At 70.2% G+C, this 15,136-nt stretch carries 10 protein-coding genes; 4 read left to right on the forward strand and 6 right to left on the reverse strand.

Annotated elements, in window-relative coordinates; translation table 11 throughout:
* The first annotated feature begins 199 nt into the window (after nt 1-199).
* The 3 genes from pulA (at nt 200) to IQ210_RS33250 (ending at nt 7,715) form a co-directional block, all read left to right on the forward strand.
* Nucleotides 200-5,602 (forward strand): pullulanase-type alpha-1,6-glucosidase, encoded by a 5,403-nt coding sequence (gene pulA / locus IQ210_RS33240; RefSeq protein ID WP_194082888.1) that lies wholly within the window; start codon nt 200-202, stop codon nt 5,600-5,602.
* A gap of 76 nt (nt 5,603-5,678) precedes the next feature.
* Nucleotides 5,679-7,298, forward strand: a complete 1,620-nt coding sequence (locus tag IQ210_RS33245; protein WP_194082889.1) for a fused response regulator/phosphatase — start codon at nt 5,679-5,681, stop codon at nt 7,296-7,298.
* A 66-nt stretch (nt 7,299-7,364) separates the two neighbouring features.
* The gene (locus IQ210_RS33250; RefSeq protein WP_194082890.1) at nt 7,365-7,715 is read left to right on the forward strand and encodes a 5-carboxymethyl-2-hydroxymuconate Delta-isomerase; all 351 of its coding nucleotides are present in this window, start codon (nt 7,365-7,367) and stop codon (nt 7,713-7,715) included.
* Here the strand turns inward: IQ210_RS33250 and IQ210_RS33255 are convergent.
* The 5 genes from IQ210_RS33255 to IQ210_RS33275 all read right to left on the reverse strand — a co-directional run bounded on the left by IQ210_RS33255 (nt 7,712) and on the right by IQ210_RS33275 (nt 12,901).
* Nucleotides 7,712-8,401 carry a TetR/AcrR family transcriptional regulator gene (locus tag IQ210_RS33255; RefSeq protein WP_194082891.1) on the reverse strand — a complete coding sequence of 230 codons (690 nt, stop codon included), beginning with the start codon at nt 8,399-8,401 and terminating at the stop codon, nt 7,712-7,714. The genes IQ210_RS33250 and IQ210_RS33255 overlap by 4 nt on opposite strands.
* A gap of 56 nt (nt 8,402-8,457) precedes the next feature.
* The gene (locus tag IQ210_RS33260) at nt 8,458-9,471 is read right to left on the reverse strand and encodes a PDR/VanB family oxidoreductase (protein WP_194082892.1); all 1,014 of its coding nucleotides are present in this window, start codon (nt 9,469-9,471) and stop codon (nt 8,458-8,460) included.
* The gene (locus tag IQ210_RS33265) at nt 9,471-10,349 is read right to left on the reverse strand and encodes a metal-dependent hydrolase (RefSeq protein WP_194082893.1); all 879 of its coding nucleotides are present in this window, start codon (nt 10,347-10,349) and stop codon (nt 9,471-9,473) included. Before IQ210_RS33265 ends, IQ210_RS33260 begins: the two co-directional genes overlap by 1 nt.
* A gap of 79 nt (nt 10,350-10,428) precedes the next feature.
* Complete coding sequence (locus tag IQ210_RS33270) at nt 10,429-12,351, reverse strand: hypothetical protein (RefSeq protein WP_194082894.1); 1,923 nt, start codon at nt 12,349-12,351, stop codon at nt 10,429-10,431.
* Between the two features lie 49 nt (nt 12,352-12,400).
* A complete protein-coding gene (locus IQ210_RS33275; protein ID WP_194082895.1) occupies nt 12,401-12,901 on the reverse strand; it encodes a tetratricopeptide repeat protein in 501 nt (166 codons plus the stop codon).
* Between the two features lie 115 nt (nt 12,902-13,016).
* Here IQ210_RS33275 and IQ210_RS33280 point away from each other — a divergent pair, with 115 nt between their 5' ends.
* The gene (locus tag IQ210_RS33280) at nt 13,017-13,439 is read left to right on the forward strand and encodes a hypothetical protein (RefSeq protein WP_194082896.1); all 423 of its coding nucleotides are present in this window, start codon (nt 13,017-13,019) and stop codon (nt 13,437-13,439) included.
* A 59-nt stretch (nt 13,440-13,498) separates the two neighbouring features.
* On the opposite strand, the gene IQ210_RS33285 is transcribed toward IQ210_RS33280, so the two are convergent.
* Nucleotides 13,499-15,070 (reverse strand): DUF1996 domain-containing protein, encoded by a 1,572-nt coding sequence (locus IQ210_RS33285; RefSeq protein ID WP_194082897.1) that lies wholly within the window; start codon nt 15,068-15,070, stop codon nt 13,499-13,501.
* Nucleotides 15,071-15,136: the final 66 nt, after the last annotated feature.

Here is a 15,136-nt window from a genome sequence, read left to right on the forward strand (position 1 = left end):
CTCGTGTGCAGCCCGGTGCACGAGGGGTTCACGCTTTCACGGTTCACCCCGCGTGGCAGATCACCGGCTTCACGCAGGCCAACTTCCCTGCTGAAATTCTTTTCCGTTACTTTCAAGACTCTTGCTGTAAGCATTACGGCGGCGATACGGTCGCGCGGGGTCGGACCCACGTAGAGCCGTAATCGCAAGGAGCCCATCTGTGATACCGAGATGGCCGACGCCGTCGAGGCGCCGTACCGCCCATGCCGGACGGGTCGCCGCGGTCACCGTGACCGCGCTGGCCGCAGCGCTCGTCCAACCCCTCGCGGCGCGGGCGGACACGCCGCCTCCGCCACCGTCCGACGCCAAGCTCGCCGCCGAGCCCGCCCGGCACGACTCCACGCGCGAGCAGTTCTACTTCGTCCTGCCGGACCGTTTCGCCAACGGCGACACCGGCAACGACGAGGGCGGCCTCACCGGCAGCCGTCTGAGCACCGGCTACGACCCCACCGACAAGGGCTTCTATCAGGGCGGCGACCTCAAGGGTCTGACCAAGAAGCTCGACTACATCAAGGGGCTCGGCACCACCGCCATCTGGATGGCGCCGATCTTCAAGAACCAGCCCGTGCAGGGCACCGGGGCCAACGCCTCGGCCGGCTACCACGGTTACTGGATCACTGACTTCACCCAGGTCGACCCGCACTTCGGCACCAACCAGGACCTGGAGAACCTCATCTCCAAGGCGCACGCCAAGGGCATGAAGGTCTTCTTCGACGTCATCACCAACCACACGGCCGACGTCGTCGACTATGAGGAGAAGTCGTACGACTACCTCTCCAAGGGCGCGTTCCCGTATCTGACGAAGGACGGCGAGCCGTTCGACGACGCGGACTACGCGGGCAGCACCGGAGACTTCCCCGAGGTTGACGCCGACTCCTTCCCGCGTACGCCGCAGGTCACGAAGAACAGCAAGGTCCCGTCGTGGCTGAACGACCCGACGATGTACCACAACCGGGGTGACTCGACCTACGCGGGCGAATCGACCACTTACGGCGACTTCTCCGGCCTCGACGACCTGTGGACCGAGCGTCCCGAGGTCGTCAGCGGTATGGAGAAGATCTACGAGAGGTGGGTTCGGGACTTCGACATCGACGGCTTCCGGATCGACACCGTGAAGCACGTCAACATGGAGTTCTGGACCCAGTGGGCCACCGCCCTCGACTCCTATGCCGCCAAGCGCGGCCGCGACGACTTCTTCATGTTCGGCGAGGTGTACTCCGCCGACACGTCGATCACTTCGCCGTACGTCACCCAGGGCCGCCTCGACGCCACGCTCGACTTCCCCTTCCAGGAGGCGGCACGGCAGTACGCCTCTCAGGGCGGCAGCGCGCAGAAGCTGGCCTCCGTCTTCGGCGACGACTACAAGTACACGACCGACAAGGCCAACGCGTACGAGCAGGTCACCTTCCTCGGCAACCACGACATGGGCCGCATCGGGTACTTCCTGAACCAGGACAACCCGAAGGCCACCGACGCCGAACTCCTCGCGAAGGACGAGCTGGCCAACGAGCTGATGTTCCTCAGCCGCGGCAACCCGGTGGTCTACTACGGCGACGAGCAGGGCTTCATCGGCTCCGGCGGCGACAAGGACGCCCGCCAGACGATGTTCGCGTCGAAGACCGCCGACTACCTCGACGACGACGAGATCGGCACCGACCGCACCCACGCGAGCAGCGCCTACGACACGAGCGCACCGCTCTACCAGCAGATCAGCGCTCTCTCCAAGCTCCGCAAGGCCAACCCGGCCCTCACCGACGGCATCCAGACCGAGCGCTACGCGGCCGACGGCACGGGGATCTACGCCTTCTCCCGCACCGACGCCAGGACCGGCCAGGAGTACGTCGTCGCGTTCAACAACGCCGGTGAGGCCAAGACGGCGACGTTCGGGGTCGGGTCGGCCGCCATGTCGTACAACGGCATCTACGGCGGCGACGCCTCCGTGAAGTCCGACGCCGACAAGAAGCTCACCGTCACCGTCCCGGCCGGCTCCGCGATCGTCCTCAAGGCGGCCGCCAAGCCCGTCAAGTCGGCCACCGCGCCGACGGTCACCCTCAAGGCCCCGGCCGCCGGCGCGACCGGCACGGTCGAGCTCTCCGCCGACGTGGACGGCGGTCAGCTCAACCGCGTCGTCTTCGCCGCCCAGGTCGGCAACGGCAAGTGGCGGACGCTCGGCTCCGCCGACCACGCCCCGTACAAGGTCACGCAGGTGATCGGCAAGGCCGTACCGGCCGGAACCGCCCTGCGCTACAAGGCGGTTGTGGTCGACTCCCAGGGACGCATCGCGAGTGCCCTCGCCGCCTCCACCACCGGCACCCCGCCCGCCGAAGAGGTCCCCACCGCCTCCTCCCGCGACTACGCGATCGTCCACTACAAGCGCGCGGACGGCGACTACGACGACTGGGGCCTGTACGCCTGGGGCGACCTCGCCGACGGTGAGGCCACCAACTGGCCCGCCAGCCACCCCTTCACGGGCCGGGACGCCTACGGCGCCTTCGCCTACGTCAAGTTGAAGACCGGCGCCTCCAACGTCGGCTTCCTCGTCATCGACAAGGACGGCAACAAGGACGTCTCCGCCGACCGCACGATCGACGTCACCAAGACCGGCGAGGTCTGGATCGAGCAGGGCAAGACGGACGTCCTGACCGAGAAGCCGGACTACCCGGCGCAGGACAAGACCAAGGCCGTCATCCACTACCACCGCGCCGACGGCGACTACGACGGCTGGGGCCTGCACGTCTGGACGGGCGCCGCGAACCCCACCGACTGGTCGAACCCGTTGAAGCCGGTGAAGACTGACGCCTATGGCGCGGTTTTCGAGGTACCGCTCACCGACGGTGCCACCAGCCTCAGTTACATCATCCACAAGGGCGACGACAAGGATCTCCCGTCCGACCAGTCGCTCGACCTCACGGCCAACGGGCACGAGGTGTGGCTGTTGAACGGCCAGGAGAAGTACCTGCTCCCGCAGCCCGCGGGTTCCGCGGCCGCCCTCGACCTGACCACCTCCAAGGCGGTCTGGATCGACCGGAACACGGTCGCCTGGAACGGCTCCGACGCCGCCGCCTCCACCCAGCTCCTCTACAGCCACGACGGCTCGATCGCCGTCAAGGACGGGACGCTGACCAGCGACGACGAGCGCTGGCTGCGGCTGTCCAAGACCAGCCTCACCGACGCGCAGAAGGAGAAGTTCCCGCACCTGAAGGCGTACACCGCCTGGACCGTCGATCCCCGTGACCGCGACCGCGTCCGCGAGGCCCTGAGCGGTCAGGTCGTCGCCTCCCAGCGCGCGGCGAACGGTGCCGTCCTCGCGGCGACCGGCGTCCAGATCGCCGGCGTCCTCGACGACCTGTACGCGAGCGCGACCGACGCCGACCTGGGGCCGACGTTCAGCAAGGGCCGACCGACGCTCTCCGTCTGGGCGCCGACCGCGCAGTCCGTGAAGCTGGAACTCGACGGCTCCATCGTCGCCATGAAGCGCGATGCGAAGACCGGCGTCTGGTCCGTCACCGGCCCGAAGTCCTGGAAGGGCAAGGAGTACCGGTACGTCGTCAAGGTCTGGGCGCCCAGCGTCCAGAAGCTCGTCACCAACAAGGTCACCGACCCCTACTCGGTCGCCCTGACCACCGACTCCGAGCGCAGCCTCGTCGTCGACCTCGACGACAAGTCGCTGGCCCCGTCGGGCTGGACGTCGTACACCAAGCCGAAGGCGACCCCGCTCAAGGACGCGCAGATCCAGGAGCTGCACATCCGGGACTTCTCGATCGCCGACAAGACGGTGGCCGCGAAGGACCAGGGCACGTACCTCGCCTTCACCGACAAGGACAGCGACGGCTCCAAGCACCTCAAGTCGCTGGCCAAGTCGGGGACTTCATACGTCCATCTCCTGCCGGCCTTCGACATCGCCACCATCCCCGAGAAGAAGTCCGACCAGGCGACCACCGACTGCGATCTCGCCTCCTACGCTGCCGACTCCACCAAGCAGCAGGAGTGCGTCTCCGCCATAGCCGCCAAGGACGCCTTCAACTGGGGTTACGACCCGTACCACTACACGGTCCCCGAGGGTTCGTACGCCACCGACCCCGACGGCACCGAGCGCACCGTCGAGTTCCGCGAGATGGTCAAGGCGCTCAACGACGACGGTCTGCGGGTCGTCATGGACGTCGTCTACAACCACACCGCGGCCAGCGGTCAGGCCGACACCAGCGTCCTCGACCAGGTCGTCCCGGGTTACTACCAGCGGCTTCTGGCCGACGGTTCGGTCGCCAACAGCACCTGCTGCGCCAACACCGCGACCGAGAACGCGATGATGGGCAAGCTGGTCGTCGACTCGATCGTCACCTGGGCCAAGGAGTACAAGGTCGACGGCTTCCGCTTCGACCTCATGGGCCACCACCCGAAGGCCAACATCCTGGCGGTCAGGAAGGCCCTGGACGAGCTGACGCTCGCCAAGGACGGCGTCGACGGCAAGAAGATCATCCTGTACGGCGAGGGCTGGAACTTCGGCGAGGTCGCCGACGACGCCCGCTTCGTGCAGGCCACCCAGAAGAACATGGCCGGCACCGGCATCGCCACCTTCTCCGACCGGGCCCGTGACGCGGTGCGCGGCGGCGGGCCCTTCGACGAGGACCCGGGCGTCCAGGGCTTCGCGTCCGGTCTCTACACCGACCCCAACTCCTCGAAGAGCAACGGCACTTCGGCCGAGCAGAAGGCCCGGCTGCTGCACTACCAGGACCTCATCAAGGTCGGGCTGAGCGGCAACCTCGCGAAGTACGCCTTCACCGACACCGACGGCAAGGAGGTCACCGGCGCCCAGGTCGACTACAACGGCCAGCCCGCCGGTTACGCGGACGCGCCCGGCGACGCCCTCGCCTACGCCGACGCGCACGACAACGAGTCGCTGTTCGACGCGCTGACGTACAAGCTGCCCGCCACGACCGGCGCCGACGACCGCGCCCGGATGCAGGTCCTCGCCATGGCGACGGCCACCCTCTCGCAGGGCCCGGCCCTCTCCCAGGCGGGCACCGACCTGCTGCGCTCCAAGTCCCTGGACCGCAACTCCTACGACAGCGGCGACTGGTTCAACGCCATCCACTGGAACTGCGCGGACGGCAACGGCTTCGGCCGGGGCCTGCCGATGGCGGCCGACAACGAGTCCAAGTGGTCGTACGCCAAGCCCCTGTTGGCCCAGGTGAAGGTCGGCTGCACGCAGATCCAGGGAGCCTCGGCGGCCTACCAGGACCTGTTGAAGATCCGTTCGACGGAGGGCGTGTTCTCCCTCGACACGGCCGCACAGGTGCAGTCGAAGCTGTCCTTCCCGCTGTCCGGCAAGGACGAGACGCCCGGCGTGATCACCATGGAACTCGGTGACTTGGTCGTGGTGTTCAACGCGACGCCGGAGAAGCAGGAACAGCGGATCGTTTCGCTGGCGGGCAAGGGGTATGCGCTGCACCCGGTGCAGGCCACGGGCGCGGACTCTACCGTCAAGTCCTCGTCGTACGCGGAGGAATCGGGCACGTTCGCCGTTCCGGGGCGCACTGTCGCCGTCTTCTCCCGAACCGCCTGATCGAGCACTATTTTGGGTGGGGCGGACCCGGACTCGGGGCCGTCCCACCCCATCGTGTTCCAAGGGGCTGCCGGACATGGACGGCTACACCGAACTCACGGACACGACCGTGATGGTCGTCGACGACGTGGCGGCCAGCCGCTATGCCATGGGCGCCGTGCTGCGGCGGGCCGGGCATCGCGTGGTGCCCGTCGCGAGCGCCGGCGAGGCCCTCTTCGAACTCGACGTACGGCTGCACGCGGGCCGGCTGCCCGATCTGGCCCTGGTGGATGTCGGGCTGCCGGACATGAACGGCTTCGAGCTGTGCCGCCGGGTCAAGGCCCAGCCGCTGATGGCCACCCTGCCCGTCGTGCACTTCTCCGCTGCGGCCGTGGCCCCGCGCGACCGCTGCCTGGGGCTGGACGCGGGCGGGGAGGCCTACCTCACGGTGCCCGCGGAACCGCAGGAGATCCAGGCCGTCGTCCGGGCCGCGGTACGCGGGGCTCGTCGGCGCACCGGGACCGAGACCCTGGTGCAGCGGCTCACCCTGCTGTCGGAGGCCATCGTCACCGTGCAGTCGGCGCGCTGTGTCGCCGAGCTGGCCGACGCGGCGGCGGACGGCGCGTCCCAGCTCACCGGGGCGCCCGCCGTGGTGTTCGTGATCGGCCCGGAGGGGGAGCTGCACCGCGGCACCTCCCGGGCCCGCGCCACCCTCGCCCTGCCGGACGGCAGCGCGCACGACGCGGTCGTCCGGCTCGTCGAGCGGATCGCCGAGGGGCAGACCGGCGTGCACAGCCTGGTCGTGCCCGCGCCGATGTGGCCCGCAGGCTTCTTCCGGCCCGGCGTCGAGGAGGACGCCCGCCTCGCCGTCGCGGCGACCCGGCAGGGCCGTACTCCCGTGTGCGTGGCGACCCCCGTCCGCCGGGCCGCCCCGGCCGTCCCCGCGGACGACGGACTGGTCGCCCGCCTCGCCGAGGCGACCGCGCTCGCCGCGGAGCCGCTGCTCATGTACCAGGCCGAGCGCCATGTCGCCCTCACCCTCCAGCACAGCTTCCTGCCCCAGCCGCACCGGCTCGCCCATCTGCCCGGCGTCGAACTCGCGGCACGCTATGTGCCGGCCTCCCGGCAGGCCGAGATCGGCGGGGACTTCTACGCCGCCCTGAGCACCGACGGGGGCGCGCTCACCGCGGTCGGGGACGTCGTCGGGCACTCGCTGGAGGCGGCCACCGTCATGGTCGAGATGCGGCACGCGCTGCGCGCCTACTCCGTCGAGACCAGCGACCCCGGGGTGCTGGCCGAGCGGCTCGACCGGATGCTCCAGCACTTCCACCCCGACGTCACGGCCACGGTCTGCCTGGCCCTGGTCGACCCGGCGACCGGACGCACCCGCATCTCCAACGCCGGACATCCGCCGCCGCTGATCGTGCCCGCCCTCGGCGGCGCCGACTACGTCAGGGTGGCCGGCCCGCTGCTCGGCCTCGGCCTGGACCGTCCCGCGCCCACCGAGCTGTACCTCGCGCCCGGCGACCGGCTGCTGATGGTCACCGACGGGCTCGTCGAGAGCCGGGGCACCGACCTCGCCGTCTCCCTGGAGCAGCTCCGCAAGGCCGCCGCCGAGGCCCCGCCCGGCCTGGACGCCCTGTGCGACACCCTGCTCGGCTGCTTCGGCCGGGACCGCGAGGACGACATCGCGATGCTGGCGCTGCGCTTGGAATGAGACGGTTCCGCGAGGCTTCGGGCGCGACGGTTAGGGTGACCTCGTCGCCTTAGAACAGGAGTGCCCATGCCGCAGATCACCGTCGACTACTCCCAGACGATCACTCCCGCCTTCGACCGGGCCGGGTTCGCCCGGGCGCTGCACGAGGCGACGGTGGAGATCGCGGCCGCGAAGCCGGAGGCGTGCAAGACGCAGTTCCGGGCGAGCGAGCTCACGGCCTTCGGATACGAGGAGGGCGGCCACGCCGTGGTCCATGTCACCCTCGGTCTGCTCGCCGGGCGCACCGACGAGACCAAGGCGAAGCTGACGGAAGCGGTCCTCGAACTGCTGCGCAAGCACATCCAGGACGACCAGGGCATCGTGCTGCACGCCTCCGCCGAGGTCCGCGAACTCGACGCCTCCTACCGCAAGTTCTAGGACGCCAGCGCGATCAGCCGGCCCACCAGGTCGGCGAACGGCCCGTCGGCCGGCTCGTCGCGGAGCATGACGCGCATCAGCGCGCCCATCTCCTCGTCGTACGCGGCGCTGACCGCGGCGAGCGCCGCGAAGTCGTGCACGAGCTGGGCCTCCAGCTCGCCGCGCGGGATGCGCCGGCCGTCCAGCCAGATCAGTGCCGTCGACTCGGCGAGCGAGATCCAGGAGCGGACGACCAGTTCGAGTCGCGCGGGCGGGTTGGTGATGCCCAGATGCGACAGGATCTGGTCGTACGCGGCCTGCCGTACGGAGTCGATGAGCGCGTTGGTCGCCGAGGAGCCGACCGCCGGGCCGCCCCGCATCAGGGCCGCGAAACCGGGCCCGTGCTCGTCCACGAAGTCGAAGAAGCGCCGCATGACCCGCAGCAGCCGCACCCCCAGCGGCCCTTCCTGCGGCTCGACGAACCGGCCCGCCAGATCGTCCGCCGCCCGCTTCAACGCGGCCTCGTACAGGCTGAGTTTGCCGGGGAAGTAGTGGTAGACCAACGGGCGCGAGATGCCCGCCGCGGCCGCTATCTCGTCGATGGACACGTCATCGGGCGAGCGCTGGCTGAACAGTTCGAGGGCGACGCCGATCAACTGCTGCCGCCGCTCCTCGACTCCCATTCTTCGCCGTACCCCGGTAGTCATGCGAACACCTTACCGATCGGAACCGGCCCGGAACGGACCGGTCCGGCCATGGGTGTTCACATATCCAGCACAAGCCGCTCACTTCGTGCCCGCGAAACGCAGATGAGCATCGAGTCATCGCGCTCGGCGTCGGTCAGCAACTCGTCCCGATGGTCGACCTCGCCCTCCAGTACCCGCTGTTGGCAGGTCCCGCAGAAACCCTGCTCGCAGGAGTAGAGCGTGTCGGGCAACTCGGCGCGCACGGCGGCCAGTACAGAGGATTCGGTCGGTACGGTCAACGTCCGTCCAGTGCGCCGGAGTTCGAGCTCGAAGGCACCGCCCGGCGCGGCGGCCCGCGGCATGAACCGCTCCAAGTACACCTGTGGATACCGCTCTTCGACCGCCGCCATCAGTCCTTCAGGCCCGCAGCAGTACACGGCGGCGCCCTCGGGCACCTCCAGCGCGTCGAGATCGGGCACCCCGGTCACGACCGTCACCCGGTCCAGCTTCTCCAGCTCCGCCACGAACGGCATCGACTCCCGCGACCGCCCGCAGTACAGCAGCCGCCAGTCGGTGCCCTCGGGCAGGGCCCGCAGCATCGGCAGGACGGGAGTGATCCCGATGCCGCCCGCGACGAAGACGTACGACTCCGCCTCGACCAGCGGGAAACGGTTGCGCGGCCCGCGCACCTCGATCTCCATGCCCTCGGCGAGCTGCTCGTGCACCTCGCGCGAGCCGCCCCGCCCGTCCTCGACGAGCCGGGTCGCGACGGTGTACGAGGAGGTGTCCGCAGGGTCCCCGCACAGCGAGTACTGCCGCACGAGCCCCGACGGCAGCACCAGGTCGAGATGCGCACCGGGCTCCCAGCGCGGCAAGTCCCGCCCTTCCAGGCGCAGTTGTACGACCCCGTCGGCGACCTCCTCGCGCACGGCCACCAGCAGCCGGATCGCCCGCGACCGGGGCCGCCCAGAGGTCGGCTCCTCCAGGGCGGGCATCGGCCACAGCGGCGAGACCTGGATACGGCGACGCATGGCCCGCCGGGCGAGCAGCGCGGCCCCGGCGACGACCGCGACGGTCAGCGGCTTCGGCATCAGGCGGCACCCTTCTCGGCGGCCAGCGCCGCGGGGGACTGGGCGAGGTAGGCGACCGCCTGCTCGGTGCAGCCCTCCTGGGAGGGGTGGTAGGCGCGGCTCAGATAGCGCGGTATCGACCGGAGCATGTCGCCGGTCGCGGGCAGCACGCCCCGCCGCCCCCGGACGTAGAAGTCCTTGAAGCTCGCCCTGCCGTCGACGAGCGTCGGATCGTTCGCCATGAAGAACCGCGCCCCGCGCTGCCACAGGAACACCAGCGTCGCGAAGGCCAGCGCCCAGGTGCGCACCCGGCGCCGGTAGCCGCCGTCCAGGTGCATGAAGAGCTCGAAGGCGACCGACCGGTGCTCGACCTCCTCGGCGCCGTGCCAGCGCAGCAGGTCCAGCATGGTCGGATCGGCGCCCCGCCGGTCCAACTCCTCGGCGTTCAGCACCCAGTTGCCGAGGAACGCGGTGTAGTGCTCGATGGCCGCGATGATCGCCACCCGCTCCATCAGCCACCACCGGCGCGGCCTGCCCGGCGGCAGCGTCCGGTCGCCGAGCAGCTTCTCGAAGAACCAGTCGATCTGCGCGGTGTACGGGGTCGGGTCGAGGCCCAGCTCCTTCAGATGCGGCAGGACCTCGTCGTGCGCCTGGGAGTGCATGGCCTCCTGGCCGATGAACCCGATGACGTCCTCGCGCAGCCGCTCGTCCCGGATGAGCGGCAGCACCTGCTGATAGACGTGCACGAACCAGCGCTCGCCGGCCGGCAGCAGCAGGTGGAGCACGTTGATGGTGTGGGCGGCGAAGGGATCGCCGGGCACCCAGTGCAGCGGGGTGTCGTCCCAGGAGAAGGACACCTTGCGGGCTTTGAGGTGCACCCGGTCCTGCGTGTTAGACATGGCGTCAATGTACTGACGGGTAGGTCGGGCGGGAACCCCTGTGCTGCTTGTTATTTACACTGGTGTCAGCAAGCGGTCCTCAGTGCAGCCCGTTGATCGCCCGCCCGTCGGCCAGCGTCCCCTTCAGCCCGGCCTGCGCGCCTTCCTTCGCCTTCACGGCCAGCAGGTTCCCCTGGCCCGAGCCGCGCACGGCACCGCTCGTGCTGATCGACGCGGTGTTCTTGCCGCCCGCCGCCAGCAGGTACCAGGACCCCGACCCCGACTTCCACAGCACACCCGCCAGTACGTTCGGGTCGCGCGGGCCGCACGCCGGGACGTTCTCGGCCTGCGCCGCGACCGCCCCGTACGCCGAACCCGGCGTGCGGAACTGCGCCAGCACGCGGGTTCCGCCGCCGCGCCAGGTCTCCGCGCGCGTGCACACCCAGTCCGCCGCCCCGCCCGCCTCGGGCAGCTGCTGCTCGGCGTACGCCCACGCGTTCACCGTCCGTACGCCGGCCGAGCGCATCGCGCCCAGCGAGCAGGCGTACGGCGCCCAGGTGCGCAGCGCCTCCGCGCCGGACGCCTCGTGCACCGCGCCGGGGCGGCCGGTGGTGAGGCGGGCCGGGACCAGTTCGCCGAGGTCGCTCATCAGGCGGGTGCCGGAGCGGTCCGTCAGTTGCAGGACGTTCCAGGACGTGCAGCCGCCGTTCTGCTGGGCGGGGCCGGCCAGCGGCGAGGTGACGCCCTTGGTCAGGGTCAGGTCCATCGCACCGGAGTTGGGCTTGAGCAGGTCGCGCTCGGCGGCCTTCTTCACCCAGGGCGCCAGCAGATAGCGGACGTTGCCGTCGGCCCGGCCCAGCACGACCGCGCTCGCCTCGCCCGGGGTCGCCCCGTCGACCCGCGCGAAGTCGAGGGCGGCGCCCTTGGTGCCGTCCTTGGGCTCGGCGTAGCGGGCGATGCGCAGACCGTCGTAGAGGATCACCACGCGCGCGTTGTCGACGAGCCCCGCGTACAGCAGTTGCGGCGGGCCGGAGGGGCCGCCGGACGGGGTGCCGGGGGTCGCGGAGACCTGGACGGTCTCGCCGGGGCGGGCCCAGACGGCGAGGGCGCGGCGCAGCAGCGCGGTGTCGTGGGCGAGTTCGCCGCGGGCGGGCCAGACGGAGAAGTCGTTGCGGGAGGCGGCCTGCCAGGCGGTGGCCGGGACCCGGGTCAGGTTGGCGGGGTCGAGGGCGGCCTGCGCGGACGGGTTCTGCGCGTACGCGGGCGCGGCGGCGCCGTCGGGGCCCCAGCCGTCGCCCGGCAGGCCGAGCAGCGCCCCGCACACGGCGACCGCCGCGGCGGCGGCGAGCGCGGCCTTCGTGTGCTGCCTGCGGCGCATCAGGTCGGTGGGGCGGGCCTGGAGCGAGCAGGGGTCGAACTCGGGGGAGTCGAGGAGGGCGTACTGCGCGGGCACCTCGGCGGCCTCCTCCAGCGCCTCGTCCGGGTCCGCCACCCCGGCCTCGGTCAGCACCCGGCGGACGTCGCCGTCCGGGAGCCGCTCCAGACCGCGCAGGACGTAGGCGGCGCGGGCCTCACTCGACAGCGCGGACAGCCGCTGGTCCAGGGCGAGTTCGTCGGCGCCGCCCGAGCGCGGGAAGAGCCGGAGTCCCCACACCTGGGGGAGCAGCGGCGGGAGTTGGGAGCGCTTGGGCCAGGCCCGGTAGGTCAGCGGCAGGCCCGCCTCCAGCGCGGTGCGCAGCACCTGGAGGCGGACGAAGGCGTACCCGGGGTCGCCGTCGCGGCCGGTCGACTGGGCCGGGATGGCCGGCGTCGAGGCCCGGCCGCGCGGCAGGGCGCGCTGGGTGAGGGCGTGCGCGGTCAGGACCCGCCGGTTGCGGCCGAGGCCCGGCGGCAGCACCAGGTAGGCCAGCCGGACCAGCCGTGGGTAGTGCTCGACGAGCGCGGCCTCGGCCTGTTCGACGTCGACGAACGGCTCGGCGGAGGCGGACGGTGCGGGGCGCGGGGCGACATCCTGTGACTGCACGTTCAGCAGAACGAGCGAATCGTGCGTTGGTCACCGCCGACCGGGTGACTCAGTCGTCGGGGTCGACCAGTGCGCGCGCGTAGTTCGCCATCGACCGCTGGTAGCGCGGCAGATGGGGAGCGAGGGCGCCGAGGACCAGCGAGAGGCCCTCGCGGTCGCGGCCGAGGCTGGACAGGCACAGGGCGAGACACGCTCGTACGGCGTCGTCCAACTCGTCGGAGGGGGCGTCCAGTTCGGGGGTCAGGAGCTTGACGCCCTCCTCGGCCTGGCCGATGTTCCGGAGTGAACTCGACAACTGGATCTTCGCGCGGCGCCCCTTGTAGCCGGACAGCCCGCGCGCCAGCGCCTCCCGGTACAGCGGGGCCGCCTTGTCCGAGTGGCCGGTCGAGTCCCAGGCGCAGGCCTGCTCGAAGGGGCCGAGCGGGCTGTCCTCGGGGAGTTCGGCGACGAGGGCGTCGATCACCGCGCGGAAGTCGGCGGCCCGCTCCTCGGGATAGTCGTCGAAGCCGGCCCAGGTGGCCGTCACTCGCTGTTCCCAGTTCTCGTTCACCGGCACACTTTCGCACGTACGTACCCCTGGGGCAGCCGATTTGAGCGCACCGGGCTCCCCGGCCGTATGGAAGGGGACGGGCACCCAGGCCCACGGGAAGGTTCCGGAGGAACAGATGAGGTTGACCCGACCGATGCTCGCGGCGACGGCCGCCGCGGCGGTCCTCGTGCTGGCGGGCTGCGGCTCCGGCGGCGACGGTGACGACAAGGCCGCCGTGCCGGAGACGGCGAGCGGCAGCCTCGAACACCTGGCCGCCGAGGTGGGCTGCAAGCCGACCATCCAGATCGACGCCGACGAACTCCGCCAGGGCTCGTGCCGCAAGAGCGACGCCGACGGCAAGTTCATCCTGGCCACCTTCGCCACTGATCGCGGCCAGCGCGAGTGGATCAACGGGGCCAAGGACTACGGCGGTCACTACCTGGTCGGCCGCAAGTGGGTGGCCGTCGGCGAGACGAAGACGGTGACCGCGGCGCTGCGCAAGACGCTCGGCGGGGACATCGAGGAAGGCCAGGACCACACCGCGCATTCCGGCCACTGAACACAACACGAAAGAGCCGGCGGTGGGAAATCCCACCGCCGGCTCTCTCATGCGCTAGCTCACTGGCACTTCTGGCCGGTGTTGATGCAGTTGACCATCTTGTTCATCGTCCTCGTGGAGAAGAAGTTGATGAAGTCGTTGTGGTCGGTCACCGGCTTGTGCAGGTTCTCCGGGAAGGAGTCCACCGCGTACGGGTTCACGACCTGACCGTTCTCGATGGTCGGGGCGGGAACGTTGTAGACCAGCCGGACCTGGAGCTGCGGGATCGCCTTGAAACCGTTGGCGCAGGAGCCGTCGGCCTGGACGAACGCCACGTGCGTACGGTGGTTGGCGCTGTCGATGTTCTGACCGTCCCAGCAGCTCTGGAAGTTGGTCGTGCGCACCACCTGGCTGCCCTGCGGGCAGATCGGGTACTTGTCGTGCAGCTGCACCTTGTTCTCGAAGCCGGTGCAGCTCCAGTTGACGTTGGCGTTCGCGTTGCCGTTGACGAAGGCCTTCGCGTCACCGGTGATGATGCGCAGGGCCGTCGGCATCGCCACGACCTTGCCCTTCTTGTTGCCGACGAACTTCAGCTGGGCCTGGGCGGGCTGCAGGATCTTGCCGACGTTGCCCTCGGTGCCACCACCGGCGGCGTTCTGGTCGAAGTCCTGCGTGCCGTCCTGGAGGCGCAGCACCGGCCAGAAGTACGAGGACTTGTCGCCCTGGTTCTGGCAGCTGGTCTGGGCCGCCGCCAGCTCCTGGTCGCTCGCGAAGGCGTCGTTGCTCTGGTTGCCGACGTAGTCGTGCAGGTGGTGGGCGCCGTTGCTGACACCGGGGGCGACGATCACGTTGTCCGTGTTGTGGTTGTCGTTGCCGTTGGTGCCGCACTTCGTGGTGAACGTGCCCCGGGAGCCGGAACGCCCGTTCGCGGGCAGGCCGTTCTGACCCACGCCCAGCTGGGCGTTGGCCTGCACCTGGGTGATGTCCACGAAGTCGTCGGCCGTCGGGCCGTTGCCGCCCTGGCCGTTCTGCTGCTGGCCGTTGCCCTGGTCCTGACCGTTGTCCTGACCCTGGTCCTGGCCGTCGCCCTGCTGCTGACCGTCGCCGTTCTGGTTCTGGTCACCCTGCTGCTGGCCGTCGCCGTTCTGGTTCTGGTCACCCTCACCGGCGTTGGTCTCCGGCTGCTCGGCCGGGACCCCGGTGCATCCCGCGAGCTGCGACAGGTTCGAGACCTGCCCGCCGGCCCGCTGGATGTTGATCCGGATGCGGTCCAGAGCCGCGGTCCGCTTGTCCTTCAGCGGGCCGAGGATCGCGTTCTGCACGAACCCGGAGTCGCCCGCCTGCGCCTGGCGCGTGGACGCCAGCCGGGCGTACGCCTCGGTGATCTGCTTGTCGAGGTTCGCCAGCTCCGTACTCACGCCGTTCCGGGCGCCGTTCGGGACGTTCGTCAGCTTCTGGCCGACGTCCGGGCACTGGATCGTGGCGATCTGTGCCCCGGCGGCCTTCACCTGGTTCTGCCCCGAGTTCGACTCGTGAGCCGATGCGTAGAAGTTCGCCCAGACAAGCCCGCCCCCACCGAGCGCTAGGGCTGCCGATCCGGCCACGACCTTGGTGGTCATCGACGTACGGCGTTTGCGATTGTTGCGTCCCATGGAACTCCTCTGACTTCCTTGCGGGGCATCGAGGCGCCCGACAGGAGTGAAGCGGCGTCGTTCCAT

This window comes from Streptomyces justiciae (genome assembly GCF_015163075.1).
Classification (GTDB): domain Bacteria; phylum Actinomycetota; class Actinomycetes; order Streptomycetales; family Streptomycetaceae; genus Streptomyces; species Streptomyces justiciae.